Annotated in this window: 19 protein-coding genes; 7 read left to right on the top strand and 12 right to left on the bottom strand. The window is 58.7% G+C overall.

The genetic code is table 11. From position 1 onward, the window contains the following. Positions 1-41: 41 nt before the first annotated feature. The 7 genes from ACIQWS_RS13695 to ACIQWS_RS13665 form a co-directional block, all read right to left on the bottom strand. Positions 42-3,044 carry a 2-oxoglutarate dehydrogenase E1 component gene (locus tag ACIQWS_RS13695; protein WP_403180008.1) on the bottom strand — a complete coding sequence of 1,001 codons (3,003 nt, stop codon included), beginning with the start codon at positions 3,042-3,044 and terminating at the stop codon, positions 42-44. A 182-nt stretch (positions 3,045-3,226) separates the two neighbouring features. Beyond that, positions 3,227-4,141: a succinate--CoA ligase subunit alpha gene (gene sucD, locus ACIQWS_RS13690; RefSeq protein ID WP_105734202.1), complete on the bottom strand. Its 915-nt coding sequence runs from the start codon at positions 4,139-4,141 to the stop codon at positions 3,227-3,229. 12 nt (positions 4,142-4,153) lie between these two features. Further along, entirely contained in the window at positions 4,154-4,639 is a 486-nt protein-coding gene (locus ACIQWS_RS13685; protein ID WP_403180004.1) for a DUF1579 family protein, read from the bottom strand. A gap of 11 nt (positions 4,640-4,650) precedes the next feature. Beyond that, positions 4,651-5,844 carry an ADP-forming succinate--CoA ligase subunit beta gene (gene sucC / locus ACIQWS_RS13680; protein ID WP_223613895.1) on the bottom strand — a complete coding sequence of 398 codons (1,194 nt, stop codon included), beginning with the start codon at positions 5,842-5,844 and terminating at the stop codon, positions 4,651-4,653. A gap of 65 nt (positions 5,845-5,909) precedes the next feature. Then, entirely contained in the window at positions 5,910-6,872 is a 963-nt protein-coding gene (gene mdh, locus ACIQWS_RS13675; protein ID WP_130271272.1) for a malate dehydrogenase, read from the bottom strand. A 292-nt stretch (positions 6,873-7,164) separates the two neighbouring features. Further along, positions 7,165-8,346 (bottom strand): cell division protein ZapE, encoded by a 1,182-nt coding sequence (gene zapE / locus ACIQWS_RS13670; protein ID WP_403179998.1) that lies wholly within the window; start codon positions 8,344-8,346, stop codon positions 7,165-7,167. 63 nt (positions 8,347-8,409) lie between these two features. Beyond that, positions 8,410-8,961: a protease inhibitor Inh/omp19 family protein gene (locus ACIQWS_RS13665; RefSeq protein WP_346307077.1), complete on the bottom strand. Its 552-nt coding sequence runs from the start codon at positions 8,959-8,961 to the stop codon at positions 8,410-8,412. A gap of 336 nt (positions 8,962-9,297) precedes the next feature. Between ACIQWS_RS13665 and ACIQWS_RS13660 the strand changes: the two genes are divergently transcribed. From ACIQWS_RS13660 to ACIQWS_RS13635, 6 genes are all read left to right on the top strand, one after another. Further along, positions 9,298-10,104, top strand: coding sequence for a siderophore-interacting protein (locus tag ACIQWS_RS13660; protein WP_403179994.1), 807 nt, complete (start codon positions 9,298-9,300; stop codon positions 10,102-10,104). Between the two features lie 70 nt (positions 10,105-10,174). Continuing rightward, on the top strand, positions 10,175-11,191 hold the full coding sequence (locus tag ACIQWS_RS13655) for an NADP-dependent oxidoreductase (protein ID WP_403179989.1): 1,017 nt from the start codon (positions 10,175-10,177) through the stop codon (positions 11,189-11,191). A gap of 122 nt (positions 11,192-11,313) precedes the next feature. Next, positions 11,314-12,207 (top strand): diaminopimelate epimerase, encoded by an 894-nt coding sequence (gene dapF / locus ACIQWS_RS13650; RefSeq protein WP_403181005.1) that lies wholly within the window; start codon positions 11,314-11,316, stop codon positions 12,205-12,207. Next, on the top strand, positions 12,207-13,490 hold the full coding sequence (mtaB, locus tag ACIQWS_RS13645; protein WP_403179986.1) for a tRNA (N(6)-L-threonylcarbamoyladenosine(37)-C(2))-methylthiotransferase MtaB: 1,284 nt from the start codon (positions 12,207-12,209) through the stop codon (positions 13,488-13,490). The genes dapF and mtaB overlap by 1 nt, the downstream gene beginning before the upstream one ends. 23 nt (positions 13,491-13,513) lie before the next feature. Further along, entirely contained in the window at positions 13,514-14,965 is a 1,452-nt protein-coding gene (gene ftsY, locus ACIQWS_RS13640; protein ID WP_403179983.1) for a signal recognition particle-docking protein FtsY, read from the top strand. Next, positions 14,965-15,633 carry a septation protein A gene (locus ACIQWS_RS13635; protein WP_346307069.1) on the top strand — a complete coding sequence of 223 codons (669 nt, stop codon included), beginning with the start codon at positions 14,965-14,967 and terminating at the stop codon, positions 15,631-15,633. The genes ftsY and ACIQWS_RS13635 overlap by 1 nt, the downstream gene beginning before the upstream one ends. Positions 15,634-15,638: 5 nt before the next feature. Here the strand turns inward: ACIQWS_RS13635 and ACIQWS_RS13630 are convergent, their stop codons facing one another. From ACIQWS_RS13630 to ccmA, 5 genes are all read right to left on the bottom strand, one after another. Then, entirely contained in the window at positions 15,639-16,235 is a 597-nt protein-coding gene (locus ACIQWS_RS13630) for a DsbE family thiol:disulfide interchange protein (RefSeq protein ID WP_403179978.1), read from the bottom strand. Then, positions 16,232-16,402 (bottom strand): heme exporter protein CcmD, encoded by a 171-nt coding sequence (gene ccmD / locus ACIQWS_RS13625; protein WP_130271284.1) that lies wholly within the window; start codon positions 16,400-16,402, stop codon positions 16,232-16,234. The genes ACIQWS_RS13630 and ccmD overlap by 4 nt, the downstream gene beginning before the upstream one ends. Next, positions 16,399-17,169, bottom strand: a complete 771-nt coding sequence (locus ACIQWS_RS13620; RefSeq protein ID WP_403179973.1) for a heme ABC transporter permease — start codon at positions 17,167-17,169, stop codon at positions 16,399-16,401. The genes ccmD and ACIQWS_RS13620 overlap by 4 nt, the downstream gene beginning before the upstream one ends. Before the next feature lie 91 nt (positions 17,170-17,260). Next, the gene (gene ccmB / locus ACIQWS_RS13615; protein WP_346307066.1) at positions 17,261-17,926 is read right to left on the bottom strand and encodes a heme exporter protein CcmB; all 666 of its coding nucleotides are present in this window, start codon (positions 17,924-17,926) and stop codon (positions 17,261-17,263) included. Beyond that, positions 17,926-18,537 (bottom strand): heme ABC exporter ATP-binding protein CcmA, encoded by a 612-nt coding sequence (gene ccmA / locus ACIQWS_RS13610; protein WP_403179967.1) that lies wholly within the window; start codon positions 18,535-18,537, stop codon positions 17,926-17,928. The genes ccmB and ccmA overlap by 1 nt, the downstream gene beginning before the upstream one ends. A 300-nt stretch (positions 18,538-18,837) precedes the next feature. On the opposite strand from ccmA, the gene acnA reads away from it, so the two are divergent. Further along, positions 18,838-21,525, top strand: coding sequence for an aconitate hydratase AcnA (gene acnA / locus ACIQWS_RS13605; RefSeq protein ID WP_403179963.1), 2,688 nt, complete (start codon positions 18,838-18,840; stop codon positions 21,523-21,525). Positions 21,526-21,670: the final 145 nt, after the last annotated feature.

The following is a 21,670-nucleotide window of genomic DNA, read 5'->3' as shown; positions in this document are numbered from 1 at the left end:
GCTCTTCCGTTGATCTTCAGATGACTTCTGTTTGTTGTGGTTTAGGCGCCGAGGGCATCTTCAAGGAATGCTTCGAGCTGTGCAAGGTGTTTGGACATGAGGCCCGTTGCAGGCGATGCAGCGGCAGGACGTCCGGTATAGCGGACACGCTGATGCTTGGCATCGATATGCGCCAGAACCCATTCCAGATAGGGGTCGATGAAGGCCCAGGCACCCATGTTCTTGGGTTCTTCCTGACACCAGACCATCTCCGCATTGCGGAAGCGGGACAGTTCCGTGATCAGCGCCTTGGCCGGGAACGGATACAGCTGTTCCACGCGCAGCAGGTAGACATCATCGATGCCGCGCTTTTCGCGCTCTTCGTAGAGGTCGTAGTAGACCTTGCCGGAGCAGAGCACGACACGACGGATCTTGGAGTCCTTCTGCAGTTTGATCGGCTGATCTTTCAGCAGCTGCGCATCGTCCCACAGCAGACGGTGGAACGAGGAATCGCCAGTGAAATCGCTGATGGAAGACACGGCACGCTTGTGGCGCAGCAGCGACTTCGGCGTCATCAGGATCAGCGGCTTGCGGAAGTCACGCTTCATCTGGCGGCGCAGGATATGGAAGTAATTGGCAGGCGTGGTGCAGTTCGCCACCTGCATATTGTCTTCCGCACAGAGCTGCAGATAACGCTCAAGACGCGCAGAGGAATGTTCCGGACCCTGGCCTTCGTAGCCATGCGGCAGCAGGCAGACAAGACCGGACATGCGCAGCCACTTGCGTTCACCCGAGGAGATGAACTGATCGAACACCACCTGGGCACCGTTGGCGAAATCGCCGAACTGGGCTTCCCACAGGGTCAGCGCGCGCGGATCGGACAGCGAATAGCCGTATTCGAAACCAAGCACGGCTTCTTCCGAAAGCATCGAGTTGATGACTTCGTAGATGGCCTGGCCCTTCTGCAGGTTGTTGAGCGGGATGTAGCGCTGCTCGGTTTCCTGATCGTAGAGAACCGAATGACGCTGGCTGAACGTACCGCGTTCCACATCCTGGCCGGAAAGACGGATCGGGTGGCCTTCGATAACCAGCGAACCAAAGGCAAGGGCCTCGGCCATCGCCCAGTCGAACCCTTCGCCCGACTCGATCATCTTGGCACGGTTGTCCTGGAAACGCTGGATCGTCCGGTGCACATTGAAGCCGCCGGGAACCTCGGACAATTTCTTGCCGATTTCCTTGACTGTCTTCAACGGGAGTCCGGTCTTGCCGCGACGTTGCTCGTCGGCATTGTCGGCCGTACGCAGACCGCTCCAGGCGCCATCCAGCCAGTCGGCCTTGTTGGGTTTGTAATGTTGTCCGGCTTCGAATTCCTGTTCGAGCTTTTCGCGCCAGGCGGAACGCATGGCATCGACTTCCGCCGGATTGACCAGACCTTCATCGATCAGCTTCTGCGAATAGAGCTGTACGGTGGTCTTCTGGCCGCGGATCGTCTTGTACATCAGCGGCTGCGTGAACGCAGGCTCGTCACCTTCATTGTGGCCGAAGCGGCGGTAGCAGAACATGTCGATGACCACGGGCTTGTGGAACGTCATGCGGTACTCCGTGGCAATCTTTGCCACGTAGACCACCGCTTCCGGGTCGTCGCCATTCACGTGGAAAATCGGCGCCTCGATCATCTTCGCGACATCGGACGGATAGGGCGAGGAACGCGACAGGCGCGGATTGGTGGTGAAGCCAATCTGGTTGTTGATGATGAAATGCACCGTGCCGGCAACGCGGTGCCCGCGCAGGCCGGAAAGGCCAAGACATTCCGCAACCACGCCCTGGCCGGCAAAGGCAGCATCGCCATGCAGCAGCAGCGGCATGATCTTGGCGCGCTCGGACAAAGGCACCATGTCATCACGTTCGCGGCCGGCAAGCAGATCCTGCTTGGCACGCGCCTTGCCCATGACAACCGGATTGACGATTTCGAGGTGCGAGGGATTGGCGGTCAGCGACAAATGCACCTTGTTGCCATCGAATTCGCGGTCCGACGACGCACCCAGATGGTACTTCACGTCGCCCGAACCTTCGACATCGTCAGGCGTATAGGAGCCGCCCTTGAATTCATGGAAAATGGCGCGATGCGGCTTGGCCATGAACTGGCTGAGCACATTCAGGCGGCCACGATGTGCCATGCCGAGAACGATTTCCTTGAGGCCCATCGATCCGCCACGCTTGACGATCTGTTCGAGGGCCGGAATCAGCGATTCGCCGCCATCAAGGCCGAAACGCTTCGTGCCCTTGTACTTGACGTCGATGAACTGTTCGAAACCTTCAGCTTCGACCAGCTTGGAAAGGATGGCCTTCTTGCCTTCAGGCGTGAATGCGACGCCCTTGTCCGGGCCTTCGATGCGTTCCTGGATCCATGACTTTTCCACGGGATCGGAAATGTGCATGAACTCGACGCCGATGGTCGAGCAATAGGTGCGCTGCAGGATGTCGAGCATCTGCGGGATCGTCGCATATTCGAGACCCAGCACATTGTCGATGAAGATCTTGCGGTCATAGTCGGCGGGCGAGAAACCGTAGCTCTCGGGCGACAGCTCGTTGTAATCTTCCTTGACCTCGGCCAGACCCAACGGATCAAGCTTGGCATGCAGGTGGCCGCGCATGCGGTAGGCGCGGATCATCATGATGGCGCGGACCGAGTCGCGGGCAGCGTGGATGATATCCGCATCGGAAGCAGCCTTGGCAACGGGCGCAGCCGCGCCGTTGGCCGACTTTGCCTTCAACTTGTCGGTGATGTGCTTTTCGACCTCACCCCAGTTGCCGTCGAGCGCCGAAACCAGTTCGCCGTTGCCGGCAATCGGCCAGTTCGGCTTCTCCCAGGACGCGCCCTGCGCGTTCTTGATGACATCAGCCTTGCTGTCGTTGAGATTGGCGAAAAATTCCTGCCATTCGGGACCGACCGAATTCGGATCCTGCTCATACTGCGCATGCAGTTCCTCGATATAGTGAGCATTGCCACCATAGAGAAATGACGTGAGCGCGAAAATGTCGTTGGCCTGTTCTTGACGTGCCATGTGTGTGACCGGAGCACCCGCTCCGTCTCCCTTGATGAGAGCGTCCAGGACATCGTGCCCCGGAACACTCTGGGTTGAGGTTTCCGGCCCTTGCCGGGAAATCCCCCTGAATTGATCAGGGCGAACAGCCGCCCCGATCCATCTTGGTCTTTGCTGCAGGCGGAAATCCGCCCGCTTGGGTTTTAGCCCTTGAGGACTTCAACCAATGTCTTGCCGAGCTGCGCCGGTGATGGCGACACACGGATGCCAGCTGCTTCCATGGCAGCGATCTTGTCTTCCGCGCCGCCCTTGCCGCCGGAGATAACCGCGCCGGCATGGCCCATGGTGCGTCCGGGAGGAGCCGTACGTCCGGCGATGAAACCGGCCATCGGCTTCTTGCGGCCGCGCTTGGCTTCATCCGCGATGAACTGGGCTGCATCTTCCTCGGCCGAGCCGCCAATTTCGCCGATCATGATGATCGACTTGGTGGCTTCGTCAGCCAGGAACATTTCCAGGATATCGATGAACTCGGTGCCCTTTACAGGATCGCCGCCGATACCGACTGCGGTTGTCTGGCCAAGGCCTTCATTCGTTGTCTGGAACACTGCCTCATAGGTAAGTGTGCCGGAGCGGGATACAACACCCACCGAACCCTTCTGGAAGATATTGCCCGGCATGATGCCGATCTTGCATTCTTCCGGCGTCAGGACGCCGGGGCAGTTCGGGCCGATCAGGCGCGAGGCGGAACGCTCGAGGCGGGCCTTGACGCGCACCATGTCGATGACCGGAATGCCTTCGGTGATGCAGATGATCAGCGGGATTTCCGCATCGATCGCTTCGATGATGGCTTCGGCAGCACCTGCCGGCGGCACGTAGATGACCGAAGCGTTGGCACCGGTGCGATCCTTGCCTTCTGCAACCGACGCAAAGATCGGCAGTTGGGCACCGGCACCGGTCGGCAACTTGCCTTCCCAGGTCTCGCCGCCCTTTTTCGGGTGGATACCACCAACCATCTGAGTACCGTAATAGGCCAGAGCCTGTTCGGTGTGGAATGTTCCGGTCTTGCCGGTCAGGCCCTGCACGAGAACCTTGGTGTCTTTGTTGACGAGAATGGACATACGAGACCTTTTCTATTGGTGATCGACAGGCACGGTGCGGCGGTAAACACCGCTGACAACGTCCTGCCAGATGTCGCTTCCGGCCGGTGCAAATTCCACACGCAACCGGAACCGGTCTTGATCTTCGAATTGATAGCGGCTGCGGGCCCTGCCGCGCGGTGACGACTTTTCCAGAACCAGTTCGTCTCCGGACCACGTCCCCGTCGCCGGAGCGGGCGGGACAAAGCCGACGGTATCGAACTGATACAGCTTGTAGGTGCCGTCATTGACATCGAAGCCGAAAATGTTCCGGGCTTCAAATGTCGTCTGGCCATCGCGAACCTGACGATAGGTCTGGTTCAGAAACAATCCGCCGAGATCGGTCTCGGCGGAAAGATATCCCTTGGCCGCCCCGGCACGTGTCCAGGGCGTTGCCGAAACCTGCTCTTCGCCTTCAAACGAACCCCGAAGGGCCTGAAGGCGTTGATGCTCCGGTCGAAGGGGCGATGGGGTGGTCATCGGCGCTCTCTTTAGCCCTTGACTGCCTTGACGATCTTCTGAGCGGCGTCATCGAGATCATCGGCGGAAACGACGTTGAGGCCGCTTTCATTGATGATCTTCTTGCCGAGCTCGGCATTGGTGCCTTCGAGACGGACAACCAGCGGAACCTTCAGGCCCACTTCCTTGACCGCGGCAATCACACCTTCGGCGATCACATCGCATTTCATGATGCCGCCGAAAATGTTGATCAGGATGCCTTCAACTGCCGGATCGGCAGTGATGATCTTGAACGCAGCCGTTACCTTCTCCTTGCTGGCGCCGCCGCCAACGTCGAGGAAGTTCGCAGGCTCTGCACCATAGAGCTTGATGATATCCATCGTTGCCATGGCAAGACCGGCACCATTGACCATGCAGCCAATGTTGCCGTCGAGAGCAACATAGGCAAGATCATACTTGGAGGCCTCGATTTCCTTGGCATCCTCTTCCGTGGTGTCACGCAGTTCAACCACATCAGGATGACGGAACAGGGCATTGCCGTCGAAGGAAACCTTGGCGTCGAGAACACGCAGACGACCATTGGTCATGACAATCAGCGGGTTGACTTCGAGCAGGCTCATGTCCTTCTCGGTGAAAGCCTTGTACAGGATCGGGAACAGCGATTCACCGTCCGTCCGGGCTTCGCCGGTCAGGCCGTAAGCATCGTTGATCTTCTTCACATCATCTGCGGTCACGCCCTTTTCGGGATCGATCGCCACGGTGATGATCTTTTCCGGTGTGTCGTGCGCGACAGCTTCAATGTCCATACCGCCTTCCGTGGATACCACGAAAGCCGGACGGCCAACCGTCCGGTCAACGAGGATCGACAGATAGAGCTCGCGATCGATGTCCGCGCCGTCCTCGATGTAGAGACGGTTGACCTGCTTGCCGGCCGGGCCGGTCTGCTTGGTCACGAGCGTGTTGCCGAGCATTTCCTTGGCATTGGCAACAACTTCCTCGACCGACCTGGAAAGTCGAACGCCGCCCTTCGCATCGGGGCCGAGTTCCTTGAACTTGCCCTTGCCGCGGCCGCCCGCATGAATCTGGCTTTTCACCACATAAAGCGGACCGGGCAGCGTCTTCGCCCACTCTTCCGCCTGCTCGACGGAATAGACGGCAACGCCATTGGCAATCGGCGCACCGAAGGAGTGGAGCAGGCGCTTGGCCTGATATTCGTGAATATTCATCAGTTAACTTCCTCTACGAAAAATCCGGTGCGTGCACGGGATCGTTTCAGAACGTTCAGGCCGAATTACTTGAGGTTCGGCGCGATGGCGATGCAGGCTTCGCAAAGACCGGCGACAGAGGCCACCGAGTTTTCGAACGCCTTTTCTTCGGTTTTGTTGAGATCGATTTCGATGATGCGTTCCACGCCGCCAGCACCGATAATGACAGGCACGCCGACATACATGTCCTTGACGCCGTACTGGCCGGAGAGGTGCGCTGCAACAGGCAGGACGCGCTTCTTGTCCTTGAGGAAGGCTTCAGCCATCTGGATCGCCGAAGACGCCGGGGCATAGAAGGCCGAACCGGTCTTCAGCAGGCCAACGATCTCCGCGCCGCCATCACGGGTGCGCTGAATGATCTGGTCGAGCTTTTCCTGGCTTGTCCAACCCATCTTGACGAGGTCCGGCAGCGGAATGCCGGCAACGGTGGAGTAACGGGCAAGCGGCACCATCGAATCGCCATGGCCGCCGAGAACGAAGGCGGTGACATCTTCCACCGAAACCTTGAACTCGTCAGCGAGGAAATAGCGGAAGCGGGCGCTGTCGAGAACGCCGGCCATGCCGACGACCATGTTCTTCGGCAGGCCGGAGAATTTCTGCAATGCCCAGACCATCGCGTCGAGCGGGTTGGTGATGCAGATAACGAAGGCGTTGGGCGCATACTTCTTGATGCCCGCGCCAACCTGTTCCATGACCTTGAGGTTGATGCCGAGCAGATCGTCACGGCTCATGCCGGGCTTGCGCGGTACGCCGGCGGTGACGATGACCACATCCGAACCCTCGATCGCCGAATAATCATTGGCGCCGACGAGCTTGGCGTCAAAATCGTCAACCGGTGACGACTGGGCAATATCGAGCCCTTTGCCCTGAGGAATGCCTTCTGCGATGTCGAAGAGCACGATGTCACCGAGCTCCTTGAGCCCGATCAAATGTGCCAATGTGCCACCGATCATGCCTGAACCGATGAGGGCGATTTTGTTACGTGCCATGCTGGTTACTTCCCTGATCTGAAGTCTGGACGGACGCCAAAGGACATCGACGACATCGGGCAGAGCCCGCGATCATGCGCCTTTGCGTTGGGACGTTCGAATATTCCTCTTTCAAAAATAACTCAACCAAAAATTTTCCCCTCAATAAATTCAATCGTTTAGATTTGATGGGATTTACGTAAACGTCAATTGAATTTAGCTTGGGGAAGGTTTTTCTGGCATTGTCTAACATAGGCAACATATCAAAATGATGAAATAAGGGCGACCCGTATCACAGTCATTTGATAGCCATTCAGGCTTCCGAGGATATCGGCATTTCGTGTGCCTGCGCGGCTTCAGCCAGGTACTCCTCGCTCTGCATTTCAAAAAGCCGGGATGCGGTGCGGTCAAATTCGAAAGCTTCGGTACCCCGCTTGGCTTCATAAAGCTTGTCCGGTGATGCTGCCGCAGAAATCACCACATGCACATGATGATCGTACAAAATATCGATCAGGATAATGAAACGCTTCGCCTCGTTGCGTCTGGCATAGTCGAGAATCGGCACATCATCGATGAAGATGGTCTGGTAGCGCGAAATGATGGCCGCATAGTCCAGCGCGCCCAAAGGCTTCGAGCAGAGATCGGCAAAGCCGAAACGCGCGGCATGCCGTGCCGCCCGCGGCACCACCACATTGTGACCTTTGACTTTGAAATGGTCTTCTGAAACGGCGGCACCTTCGGTTGCCGTATGCCAGGCTTCATCCATTTTCTGCTTTGTATCGTCGGACAAAGGCGAGAGGTAAACCGGCATGCGGTTGAGCTTTTCCAGCCGGTAATCCGTGCGGGCATCCAGATTGACCACATCGACATGGGTCTTGAGCAGGTCGATGAACGGCAGGAACAGCTGGCGGTTGAGACCATCCCGATAGAGATTGTCCGGCTCCACGTTGGATGTGGCAATGAGAACGACACCGCGCTCGAACAGCGCCCTGAACAAGCGTGACAGGATCATCGCATCGGCAATGTCTGTGACGGTGAACTCATCGAAACACAGAACCCATGCCTGTTCCGCCAGGGCATCGGCAACGGGCGGGATCGGATCGTCCTGCTTCGTCTCACCGTTCTTGTGCGCTTTGCGATGCGCATTGATGCGCTCGTGCACATCGGCCATGAAATCGAGAAAATGTGCCCGGCGCTTGCGCTTGGCCGGGACAAGCTGATGAAACATGTCCATCAACATGGTCTTGCCGCGCCCGACCTCGCCAAAGATATAGAGACCTTTGATCACTTCATGTCGCGGCGAGCGGCGGCTGAACAGCCAGCCCAGCGCACTGGACTTGGTGGCAAGCCGCTTTGTGGCAAGCTCGCGTATCAGCCGGTCGAAACGATCCGCCAGCTGCTCCTGTGCCGGATCGACAGCAATATCCCCCGCCTGCACCAGCGAATCGTAGCGCTCGCGCACGGAGGGAAACACTTTCAGATTATCGTGCGACATGCGGACTGCAGTCTCCGGACGTGTGCAGCAGCTGAGTTCGCGCTGCACACTCCCATTTCAGGCTTAACGTGACAGGCTCAGATTCTGCCCGCCGGAGGTCTGGCCATCAAAGCGCGAAGACCCTGAGGAGTAAAGCCGGGCAACCGTGCCGCCTGCTGCATCGTAAAGGGTGAGCTGCTTGCCGCTCACGGCCCAGGACGAAAGATTTGCCAGTTCACCCGGGCAACGCAATGGACCGGCGCGATAACCCTGACCGAATTTGGTCTGCGGCGTTGCGATCTTGCAGGACTGTCCGGCCAGTGAGGCGTTCCAGACACCGGCAACACTGCCAGCGGTAATGTCAGGAGCGTTTGCCGGCGGAAGCGACGCGACCTGCGTGCCTTGGGAAGCAGGTGCAGCACCGCTACCGGTGGTTGGTGCGGTCGGAAACTGATTGGCTCCGCCGGGTGGCGGCAATTGGCTCTGGGTCACGGATCCGGACGGCGCAGACTGCAAGGGTGCAGGCCGGGGCGTAACACGGTCCATACCATCATTGTCAAAGCGCGTACTCTGGCAGCCTGCCAGAACCATGCCGACAGCGGCAACGGCCAGCAAATTGACGTTCAAAGTCCCCATAGTCTTACTCTCCATCTACGCATCCAACAGAAAAAATGCGATTCGACTTGGCATTGTTACCCACGATACAAAGGATATCGCGGCGAAATTTCAACCCGCCAGGCGGCAAAACAAGCCTGTTTCCGGCCTGCCGCCGCGGCAGAAGCATCGAAAACTGCCTGAACTGGCAATATCGCCACACTATCCAGAGCCGTTCCCGTTTGGCTGGAAGCCATAACCTTGAGCAAGTCAACCATTTTAAGGTGAATAAAGTCTTATGATGGCGATATGCGGTAATGACGGAAATGTGTGAGGCACCCCATTGAAACCCGTCAACGGCAAGGATATTTCTTGAGCATGACACTCATAAATAAAACACCTCAGCGAATTCGCCACGAAACCCGCCTGCGCCTCCTCGATGTGAAGGACGTCAAACATCTGACACCGCGCATGGTACGCGTCACCCTTGCCGGCGACCAGTTGGAAGGTTTTGTCAGCGCCGGTTATGGCGATCACATCAAGATTTTCTTTCCGCCTGCCGGAAGCGGGCCGATTGTTCCCGTTCTCGGCCCCGATGGCATCAGTTTTCCGGAAGACACGCCCCGTCCGGAAATGCGGGACTACACACCGCGCAACTATCATGCAGCGTCCAAAACCCTTGATGTCGATTTCGTGCTGCATGGCGATGGCCCCGCATCCACGTGGGCAGCACAGGCTAAGCCCGGTCAGCAGATTGTCATTGGCGGACCACGCGGCTCGATGATCATTCCCGATGCCTATGACTGGTATTTTCTGGCTGGCGATGAAACGGCCCTTCCCGCTATCGGGCGCCGCCTCGAAGAACTGCCGGCCACGGCCCGCGTCGTCGCGGTAATCGAGGTTGAGGACAAAGCCGAAGAACAGGAACTCAAGACCAGCGCCAAGGCCGGGATTGTCTGGGTTCACCGCAATGGTGCGGAAGCCGGCAACAATGACCTGTTGCTGCGAACGATTGAGAGCCTGGCGTTGCCAGAGGGTGATTGCTACGCTTTCATCGCTTGCGAAAGCAGTATATCCAAATCCATCCGCACCCATCTGGTCGAGCAGCGCGGTTTCAATGGCGAATGGGTGAAAGCCGCCGGTTACTGGTTGCGCGGCGTGGCGGACGCGCACGAGCCCCATTGACATCATCTTTGCGTTGCCGGGCTGACGGCGCTGGGGTAGGGTTTACGCCCTCCCCATAAGGATCAACAACATGTCTCAGCCGCAAAACACGCGAATCGTCCTCGCATCCAGGCCGCAAGGACCGGTAAAGCCGGACAATTTCCGCATCGAAGCCGTACCGGTTTCCGTACCTGGCGACGGAGAGATCCTGCTCAAAATTCTGTTTCTGTCGCTTGATCCCTATATGCGCGGCCGCATGGACGATGCTGAGTCCTATGCTGCCCCGGTTGCCGTTGACGCGGTCATGGAAGGCGGAACCGTTGCGGAGGTGATCGAGAGCAAACATCCCGGCTACAAGCCCGGTGATATCGTCCTCTCCCATTCCGGCTGGCAGAGCTATGCCCTCTCCGATGGTGCCGGTCTGCGCAAGCTCGATCCGAATGCCGCGCCGCTGTCAACGGCTGTCGGCATTCTCGGCATGCCGGGTTTTACCGCCTATGCGGGACTCCTGACCATCGGCCAGCCCAAGCCGGGCGAAACCGTCGTTGTTGCCGCTGCCAGTGGGCCGGTGGGATCGACGGTCGGCCAAATCGCCCGAATCAAGGGTGCACGGGCTGTCGGCATTGCCGGCGGCGCAGACAAATGTGCATTCGTCCGCGACGAGTTGAGGTTCGATGTCGCGATTGACCACCGCGCGCCCGATTTTGCCGAACAGCTGCAACAGGCCTGCCCGTCTGGTATCGACGTTTACTTTGAAAATGTCGGCGGTGCGGTCTGGGACGCGGTTTTCCCGCTGCTCAACACTTTCGCGCGCGTGCCGGTCTGCGGCCTGATCGCGCAATATGACGGCCTCGATCTTTCCGGCAAGGATCGCCTGCCGGCGCTCATGCGCGATATCCTGAAGAAGAGCCTGACCGTGCGCGGCTTCATCCAGCGTGAACTCATCGATCAGCGTCCGGTCTTCCTTGAAACCATGAGCGGCTGGTTGCGCAGCGGCGAAATCAAGTACCGCGAGGACATTGTCGATGGGCTCGCCAACGCTCCGGAAGCTTTCATGGGGCTGTTGAAAGGGCATAATTTCGGCAAGCTGGTGATCCGGGTCGCCTGACGCCGGACAAGGTTGAATGCCGGTGACACAGCTTTGATACGGCTGGCACTGGCAATTCTTCACCTTTTCCGCCATATAAGCCCTCTATCGACATCGGAATGACTATACAGGCTGACAGAAGCATGGCAGTGCGCGCGCAATTTGCAAAGATGAACGGGCTTGGCAACGAGATAATCGTTGCCGACATGCGTGGCCGTGCGGATCACGTTGCGCCGGGGGCGGCCATTGCGCTCAATGGCGATCCAGCCACCAAGTTCGATCAGATCATGGCAATCCATGCGCCGCGCACCCAGGGTACGGAAGCCTATATCGAGATTATCAATTCCGACGGCACTCAGGCACAGGCCTGCGGCAACGGCATGCGCTGTGTCGTGCAGGCTCTTGCCGCCGAAACCGGCAAACGGGAATTCACCTTCGAAACCATCGCTGGAATATTGACCGCTCATGAACATGCCGGCGGCATGATTTCCGTCGACATGGGCAAGCCGCGTTTCGGCTGGCAGGAAATCCCGCTGGCTGAAGCCTTCCACGACACACGCCAGATCGAATTGCAGATCGGACCGATTGATGCGCCTGTCCTGCACTCCCCCTCCGTCGCGAGCATGGGCAACCCGCACGCGATCTTCTGGGTCGATCAGGATGTCTGGACCTATGATCTCGAACGTTTTGGCCCGCTGCTCGAAAATCACCCGATTTTCCCCGAACGCGCCAATATCTCGATTGCCCATGTAACGAGCCGCAATGCCATGACCCTGCGCACCTGGGAGCGCGGCGCCGGGCTGACGCGGGCCTGCGGTTCGGCCGCCTGTGCTGCTGCCGTGTCCGGTGCCCGCACGGGCCGCACCGAGCGAGCCGTGACAGTCACAGTGCCCGGTGGTCCCCTGGTGATTGAATGGCTGGACAATGATCATGTCATGATGACCGGACCCGCCGAATGGGAATTTTCTGGCTCGTTTGATCCACAGACCGGTCAATGGCAACGGGACGAAACAGCGCCATCGCAGGGAGCCGCCTGATGGCTGTGGATGTCGTCACATTTGGCTGCCGCCTCAACACCTACGAATCCGAGGTGATGAAGCGCGAGGCCGACGCCGCCGGGCTTGGCGCGCTGGAAAATGGTGCGATCATCTTCAACACCTGTGCCGTGACCAGCGAAGCCGTACGGCAGGCGCGGCAGGCAATCCGCAAAGCACGCCGCGACAATCCGCAGGCGCGCATCATTGTCACCGGCTGCGCCGCCCAGACCGGAGCTGACGAATTTGCCGCCATGGACGAGGTTGATCTCGTTCTCGGCAACGAGGAAAAACTGAAATCCAATTCGTACCGCATGCTACCCGATTTCGGTGTCAACCAGTTCGAGAAGGTGCGCGTCAACGACATCATGGAGGTGCGTGAAACCGCATCCCACATGGTCGATGCCATCGAGGGCCGGGCACGGGCCTTTGTACAGGTGCAGAACGGCTGCGATCATCGCTGCACGTTCTGCATCATCCCCTATGGCCGCGGCAATTCCCGCTCCGTACCGATGGGCGGCGTGATCGAACAGGTCAAACGGCTCGTCGGCAACGGCTATAACGAAGTGGTCCTCACCGGCGTCGACATGACCAGCTATGGACCCGATTTGCCGGGTTCCCTGCGCCTCGGCAAGCTCGTCAAAACTGTCCTCGGACAAGTGCCTGATCTGAAACGTCTGCGCCTCTCCTCCATTGATTCCATCGAAGCGGATGATGATCTGATGGAGGCACTGGCGACGGAAAGCCGTCTGATGCCGCACCTGCATCTGTCGCTGCAATCGGGCGACAACATGATCCTGAAGCGGATGAAACGCCGCCATCTGCGCGAAAACTCCATCGAGTTCTGCGAAAACGTCCGCAAGATCCGCCCCGATATCGTGTTCGGCGCTGATATCATTGCCGGTTTTCCCACCGAGACCGATGAGATGTTTGAAAACTCCATCGGGATAGTCGAGGAATGCGGGCTGACCCATCTGCATGTCTTCCCGTTCAGCCCGCGCGAAGGCACGCCGGCAGCGCGCATGCCGCAGGTGAACCGGCAGATCGTCAAAGCCCGCGCTGCCCGGCTGCGGGCGGCGGGTAACGCGGCTTACCGTTCCCATCTCGACGGTCTTGTCGGCACGAACCAGCGCATACTCATCGAACGCGAGGGCCTTGGCCGCACCGAAGGGTTTACCCTCGTCGGTCTGAATGGCGGGGCACCCGGCGAAATCATTGAACGGTCGATCAGCGGGCATGATGGCGACAGGCTGCTGGCCGCAGACAGCGACCGGCACGCAGCGTAATCACAACGAGCAAAGCAGCATTCATGGCTCTGGGTTTTATCAAAAAGATATTTTCATTCGGCAAGAAGGAAGTCGACGAGGTTCCGGCCGAAGCACCTGTTCCCGCGCTCGAGGCGCCCGTTCAACCAACTACCGAACAGGTTTATGAGGACACGACGGCACAGGAAGCCCTGCCCGTTCCCGCCGAGGCGGAACCTGTCGAGGCCGAGCTGGTTGAGCCGGTGCCCGTTGCAGAACCAGCGCCGGTTGCGATCGAGCCGGAGCCCGAACCGGTCTTGGCGCCAGTTGTATCGGAAACAGCGTTGGCCGAGCCCGAACCGGTTGTTCCGCTGGTCGAGGAAGAGCTGCCCATTCCGTTCAATGCCGCGGAAGAGCCGTTTGAACAGACGCTGGCAGAAGCGCTGACACCGCCCGTGCATGTGCCGGAACCCATCATCGACGTGCCTGCATCGGTGGAGCCGGTTGTGGTGCCCAAGCCGGCCTCGTCAAAGGTAACGGTTACCAGGACCGTCGAGGAAAAGAAGGCCGAAGAGCAGGTTACCGCCGAGCCGGAGAAACGCCTTACCTGGTTCGAGCGGCTGCGCAAGGGCCTGGCCCGCTCATCCCAGCAGCTGGGCGATTCCATCGGCGGCATCTTTACCCGCCGCAAGCTCGATGAAGACACGCTGCAGGATCTGGAGGACGTGCTGATTCAAGCCGATCTCGGCATGGAAACCGCCATCCGCATTACCGGTTCCCTGAGCGCCACGCGTTACGGCAAGGATATCAGTTCGGAAGAAGTCCGTACCATCATGGCGACTGAGATCGAAAAGGTGCTCGGGCCGGTTGCCAAGCCGCTGGAACTCGACCTTTCGCACAAGCCGCATGTCATTCTGGTTGTCGGCGTCAACGGCACCGGCAAGACCACGACCATCGGCAAACTCGCAGCCAAACTCACTGCGGGTGGTCTCAGCGTCATGCTGGCGGCCGGCGATACATTCCGCGCTGCGGCGATCGAGCAATTGCATATCTGGGGCAAGCGCACCGGCGCACCGGTGGTTTCGTCGAAGCTCGGTGCCGATGCGGCCGGGCTTGCCTATGATGCCTGGAAACAGGCAAAGGAGGCCGGAAGCGACGTCCTGATCATCGATACGGCCGGACGCCTGCAGAACCGGACCGAACTGATGGACGAGCTTGCCAAGATTGTCCGCGTCCTCGGCAAGAACGATCCCGATGCACCGCATACCGTGCTGCAGACACTCGATGCCACCACCGGCCAGAATGCCCTCAATCAGGTCGAGATTTTCAAGAATGTCGCCGGCGTCAACGGTCTCGTCATGACCAAGCTCGACGGCACGGCACGCGGCGGCATCCTCGTTGCCATTTCAGCCAGGCACAAATTGCCGGTATATTTCATCGGCGTGGGCGAGCAGATCGATGATCTCGAGCCCTTTGCCGCCAAAGATTTTGCCAAAGCCATCGCGGGAGTTGCATGATGGAACAATCCGTATTTGAACGGGATCCATCCGATCCCAAGCGCAAGGAAGTTACACCGCTTCTGAAGCTGGTGCTGGAACTTGGACCGTTGATGGTCTTCTTCTTCGCCAATTCCCGCGGCGAATGGCTGATCGAGCGCTTTCCCGTGCTGGCGAACATTGGCGGGCCGATTTTCATCGCCACCGCGCTGTTCATGGTCGCAACCGTACTGGCGCTGGCCGTGTCGTGGATATTGATCCGCAGCCTGCCGATCATGCCGCTGGTTTCAGGCATCGTGGTTCTGGTGTTTGGTTCGCTGACACTTTGGCTGCACGACGAAAATTTCATCAAGATAAAGCCGACCATCATCAATGCCCTGTTCGGGGTGATCCTGCTGGGCGGCCTCTACTTCGGCAAATCGCTTCTCGGCTATGTTTTCGACAGCGCTTTCAAGCTCAATGCCGAAGGCTGGCGCAAACTCACCCTGCGCTGGGGCATATTCTTCCTGTTTCTCGCCGTATTGAACGAGGTGGTCTGGCGCAGCTTCTCGACTGATTTCTGGGTTGCTTTCAAGGTCTGGGGCACCATGCCCATCACCTTGCTTTTCACCTTCGCGCAAATGCCGCTGGTGATGAAGCACTCGCTTGAACCCTTGGCCGGCAAAGGTACGCAAGGCAAGGAAAAATAGTTGCTCTAAGGCTTCAGCGCCTTTTCGACAGCAGGCATCAGATCATCGCGGATCGCTGCCTCGCTGAAAGGTCCGACGTGCTTGTAGAGAATGGTGCCGTCGCGACCGACAAGGAAAGTTTCCGGCACGCCATAGACGCCCCATTCGATCCCTGCCCGGCCGCTTGCGTCAACACCGATCATGTCGAACGGATTGCCAAGTTCACCCAGGAATTTCAGCGCGTTTTCGTCCTTGTCCTTGTAGTTGAGACCGGCGATGCGAAACCGCTTGTCCTTGGCGAGCTGCATCAGCAGCGGATGCTCCGCACGGCACGGTACACACCACGAGCCGAAGACGTTGACCAGCGTCAGCTGGCCCTTGAAGGCGGTGGGTTCCATACCCGGAACCGGCTGACCGCCCTTGGTCAATCCCGCCAGAGGCGGAAGGGACAGGTTCGGGGCCGGTTTACCGATCAATGCCGAGGGGATGACGCTTTCGTCCCGCCCGAGCGCCAGTTGAAAGGCAAAGATACCGGCCAGAACCACAAAGAGCAGCAGGGGCAGAAACGCAAACAGCGAGAAGCGCCGGTGTGGGGCCTGTCCTTTGATATCCGGTCCGCTCACGATGCGTTATCCGTTCGCGCCTCGGAGCGGCGGCGTACGCCGCGGGTTTCCAGCTCCTGCAGCGCGAGGCGCTGCGTGCGCTGATCGATCAGTATCCAGCCGACGAGCGCCACGAGGACCGCTATGGACACGCCGTAGGATGCGAGGACAAAAGCCGTATGGGTCATGATTGCACTCCCCTCCGTTCCGCACTGCGTGCCGCGATACGGCGCATGGCGACAACCCGCCTGCGCCAGATCTCATTGCACATGGCCATGATGTGCAGGGTAAAGAACAGCAGCGTGAAGCCAACGGCCATCACCAGAAGCGGCCAGAGCAATGAAGGATGAATGGTGGGTCCTCCCATGCGGATAACCGACGCGGGCTGATGCAATGTGTTCCACCAGTCGACGGAGAACTTGATGATCGGAATGTTGATAAAACCGACCAGCGTCAGGATAGCCGTCGCCTTGGAGGATTTTGCCGGATCGTCCATCGCCCGGGTCAGTGCAATGATGCCGAGATACATCAGGAACAGCACGAAAACCGAAGTCAGCCGTGCGTCCCACACCCACCAGGTGCCCCACATGGGTTTGCCCCACAACGAGCCGGTAATGAGCGCAAGAGCCGTGAAAGCAGCGCCAATGGGTGCGGCTGCCTTGGCGGAGACATCGGCCAGCGGGTGGCGCCAGACCAACGTTCCGATGGCTGAAATGCTCATGACCGTGTAGCACATCATCGACAGCCATGCGAAAGGCACGTGGATGAACATGATCTTGACGGTCGAGCCCTGCTGGTAATCGTCGGGCGCCTGAAATGACATCCACAATCCGGCAGCCAGAACCAGCAATGTGATCCCGACAAGCCATGGCAGCACGATCCCGGCAAAGTTGATGAACCGGGTTGGGTTGGCCAGATCGATCCAGCGTCCGGCTTTTGAAACAGCTTCAGTCATGGCGATTTCTTAGCTTCCCGGGCTCAGTTTCGCAATTCACCATCACATGATCCTCCCAAGCCCGAAAGGATCGTGCGTCGCGCAGCGCATGTCAATCAGCCGACGATTTCAACGCTGCGGCGGCTGCCAGCGGTCCAATGACCGCAAAGAACAGTGTAATTGCAACGAGAATAAGAAAGGGCGCGACAAAAGGCGCGGGGTCTTGCACTGCCCCGTAGGCTGCCGACACGCCGAAGATGAGCACGGGAATGGTCAAAGGCAGGATGATCACCGACACGAGCAGGCCGCCGCGCGGCAGTGCGACGGCAACCGCAGCGCCGACGGCGCCGATCAGCGTGATGGCCGGTGTGCCGACGAGCAGGGTCAGCGTTGTAGCGCCGATGGCGGCGGGCTCCATGTTCATGAACAGGCCGAGCAAAGGGGAAGCTATGACCAGCGGCAGCACACATGTGCTCCAATGTGCCAGACATTTCACCAGTACGGTCAATGCCAATATGTGCCGGTCCGAAGCCATGATCAGCAGATCGAGAGACCCGTCGTCGCGGTCAGCCTGAAACAGCCGGTCGAGACCGAGCAGCGTCGCCAGAAGGGCGCCGATCCACAGCATCGCGGGTCCGATTCGCGCAAGGAGCTTCAAATCCGGCCCGACGCCGAACGGCACGACGGCGATAACGGCGAGGAAGAACAGTATCCCGATCAGCACACCTCCACCGGCACGCAGACCCAATCGGGTGTCGCGGAGAAACAGCGAAAGCATCAGAAACCGCCCCTTCCCATCACAAGTTCCTGAGCCCCGTCCAATCCCAACGGCAGATGGGTTGCGGCGACGACAATGCCCCCACTGGAAAGATGTGCACGCATGACGCCGGCAAACTGATCCTCCGATCCTTTGTCGAGGCCCGCCGTCGGTTCATCCAGAAGCCAGACCGGGCGATGGCTGATCAGGAGCCGCGCGATACTGGCACGCCGTTTTTGCCCAGTGGAGAGATAGCCGAATGGCAGATGGCCGATATCGCCGAGCTGCACGCGGTCCAGCGCTTCACCAATCGTATGGTTCCCGATGCCGTTGAACGACTGCCAGAAGCGCAGATTCTCTTCGATGCTCAGGACGGGTTTCATGGCATTGAGGTGACCGAGATAATGGCTGGCCGAAACAAGCCCGTCGAAACCGGCTGGTGCGGCATCAAGCCGGATGCGGCCTTCGGCTTTGTCCAGAAGTCCGGCGATGATTCGCAGGAGCGTTGATTTCCCGGCCCCGTTCGGCCCCGTAATCATCAGCGCCTCTCCACCCGTGACGGCAAAGTTCAGCCTGGAAAACAAAATCTCCCCGCCCCGCTCCCCTGCCAGATTTTCGGCGACTAACCGCATGAAGTTCCCGCTCTTGTTAACCCCGACGTGCCGCCCGGAATGACCCATGTGCATTTCGACGCAGTCTCAAATTTTGACGAATGTCGGTCTGGCACAGATCGATGAAAATCTCTATATAGCAGTCAACCATGCCAGCGGTCGGCATGGAAACCATTTTTGGCCGATCTTCAATACGGGTGCCTTTTCGGACCTGTAGCGGGACGGACAGCGGAAATGACTGCACCCGCACCTTAGCGCGTCCTTGAAACGCGGCAAAGGCGTTCGTCCCGGGTGAGGCCAGTAGCATAAGGACGACGCAACATGTCTCAAATCGACAGTTTCAAATGCCGTAAAACCCTATCCGTAGGGGATAAGGAATATGTCTATTACAGCTTGACCGAAGCTGAGAAAAACGGCCTGGAAGGCATTTCCAAGCTCCCCTTCTCCATGAAAGTCCTCCTCGAAAACCTGCTTCGCTTTGAAGACAATCGCTCGGTTTTCAAGAAGGACATCGAAAACGTCGCCAAATGGCTTGTCGATCGCGGCAGTGCCGGCGCTGAAATTGCCTATCGCCCGGCCCGTGTCCTCATGCAGGACTTTACTGGCGTTCCTGCGGTCGTGGACCTTGCAGCAATGCGCGATGCCATGGTCAACCTTGGCGGCGACCCGGAAAAGATCAATCCGCTCGTCCCGGTTGATCTGGTTATCGATCACTCGGTGATCGTTGACGAGTTCGGCAATCCGCAGGCTTTCAAGCGCAATGTCGATCTCGAATATGAGCGCAATGGCGAACGTTACCGCTTCTTGAAGTGGGGCCAGCAGGCGTTCAAGAATTTCCGCGTCGTTCCTCCGGGCACGGGCATCTGCCATCAGGTCAACCTTGAATATCTGGCCCAGGCAGTCTGGACCAAGGAAGAAGACGGCGTCACCGTCGCCTATCCCGATACCTGCGTTGGCACTGATTCGCACACGACCATGGTCAACGGCCTTGGCGTTTTGGGCTGGGGCGTTGGCGGCATCGAAGCGGAAGCGTCCATGTTGGGCCAGCCGGTTTCCATGCTTTTGCCTGAGGTCATCGGCTTCCGCCTGACCGGCAAGGTCAAGGAAGGCGTAACGGCGACCGATCTCGTGCTTACCGTGGTTCAGATGCTGCGCAAGAAGGGCGTCGTCGGCAAGTTCGTCGAGTTCTTCGGCCCTGGCCTCGAGAGCATGACGCTGGCTGATCGAGCAACCATCGGCAATATGGGTCCGGAATATGGCGCCACCTGCGGCTTCTTCCCGATTGATCGCGAAACCATCAACTACATGCATATGTCCGGCCGCGACGAAGAGCGTCTGGCACTGGTCGAAGCCTATTCGAAGGCGCAGGGCATGTGGCGCGAACCCGGCTCGGCCGATCCTGTTTTCACCGACACGCTGGAACTCGATCTCGGCACCGTCGTTCCGTCCATGGCAGGCCCGAAGCGTCCGGAAGGCCGTATCGCCCTCGAGGGCATCGCCTCCGGTTTCCACGAATCGCTGCAGAAGGAATACAAGAAGACCACGCAGCTTGATGCCCGTTATCCGGTTGAAGGCGAAGACTATGATCTCGGGCATGGCGATGTTGCCATTGCGGCGATCACCTCCTGCACCAACACCTCGAACCCGAGCGTGCTGATTGCAGCCGGCCTTCTCGCCCGCAATGCAGCTGCCAAGGGTTTGAAGTCCAAGCCCTGGGTGAAGACGTCGCTGGCGCCCGGCTCGCAGGTTGTTGCCGCCTATCTTGAAAATGCCGGCCTGCAGGTTGAGCTCGACAAGCTCGGCTTCAATCTGGTCGGTTTCGGCTGCACCACCTGCATCGGCAATTCCGGCCCGCTGCCTGCACCGATCTCCAAGACCATCAATGACAAGGGTCTGATTGCTGCAGCCGTGCTTTCCGGCAACCGCAACTTCGAAGGCCGCGTTTCACCGGACGTCCAGGCGAACTACCTGGCTTCTCCGCCGCTGGTTGTTGCCTATGCCCTGGCCGGTTCGGTCACCAAGGACCTGACAACGGAGCCGCTTGGTGAAGATCAGGACGGCAATCCGGTGTTCCTCAAGGATATCTGGCCGTCTTCGCATGAGATCCAGGAGTTCATCACCAAGAACGTCACCCGCAAGCTGTTCGCATCCAAATATGCGGATGTGTTCAAGGGTGACCAGAACTGGCAGGACGTCAAGGTGCCGGCTGGCCAGACCTACGCATGGGACGACAACTCGACCTATGTGCAGAACCCGCCCTACTTTGTCGGCATGGGCAAGACACCCGGCATCGTCAACGATATCAAGGGTGCACGTATCCTTGGTCTCTTCGGCGACAAGATCACCACCGACCACATCTCTCCGGCCGGCTCGATCAAGGCAGCCTCGCCTGCCGGCAAGTACCTGACCGATCATGGTGTGGCACCCCTGGACTTCAACCAGTACGGCACGCGTCGCGGCAACCATGAAGTGATGATGCGTGGCACCTTCGCCAACATCCGCATCCGCAACCACATGCTTGGCGAAAATGGCCGCGAAGGCGGTTACACGATCCATTACCCCTCGAAAGAGGAAATGCCGATCTATGATGCCGCCATGCAGTACCGCAGCGAGAATGTCCCGCTGGTCATCTTTGCCGGTATCGAATACGGCAATGGTTCATCACGTGACTGGGCGGCCAAGGGCACGAACCTTCTCGGCGTTCGCGCTGTGATTTCCCAGTCCTTCGAGCGCATCCATCGTTCGAATCTCGTCGGAATGGGCATCGTCCCCTTCGTGCTGGAAGAGGGTACGAGCTGGCAGTCGCTTGGCCTGAAGGGCGATGAGACAGTTTCCATCGAAGGTCTTGCCACGATCCAGCCGCGCCAGAAGACCCATGCCACGGTGACGTTCGCCGATGGCACGGTCAAGCAGGTACCGCTGATCTGCCGTATCGATACAATCGATGAGCTGGAGTACCTCAAGAACGGCGGCATCCTGCAGTACGTGCTGCGCGATCTCGCCGCTTAAAGCGGCGAAAAGCTCTGAAATCGGAGACCGCCGGGCAACCGGCGGTCTTTTTTTCGCGATTTCGCCAATAATTATATGGTTTTGCCTGTAAACGTGATCGAATTCACCTCAAAGTGACTTCCTCTTGATAAAACGCATCCCTATC

Source organism: Phyllobacterium sp. NPDC097923, assembly GCF_044760925.1.
In the GTDB taxonomy this organism is placed as follows: domain Bacteria; phylum Pseudomonadota; class Alphaproteobacteria; order Rhizobiales; family Rhizobiaceae; genus Phyllobacterium; species Phyllobacterium calauticae.
This window is presented reverse-complemented; position numbering and strand designations above follow the sequence as displayed.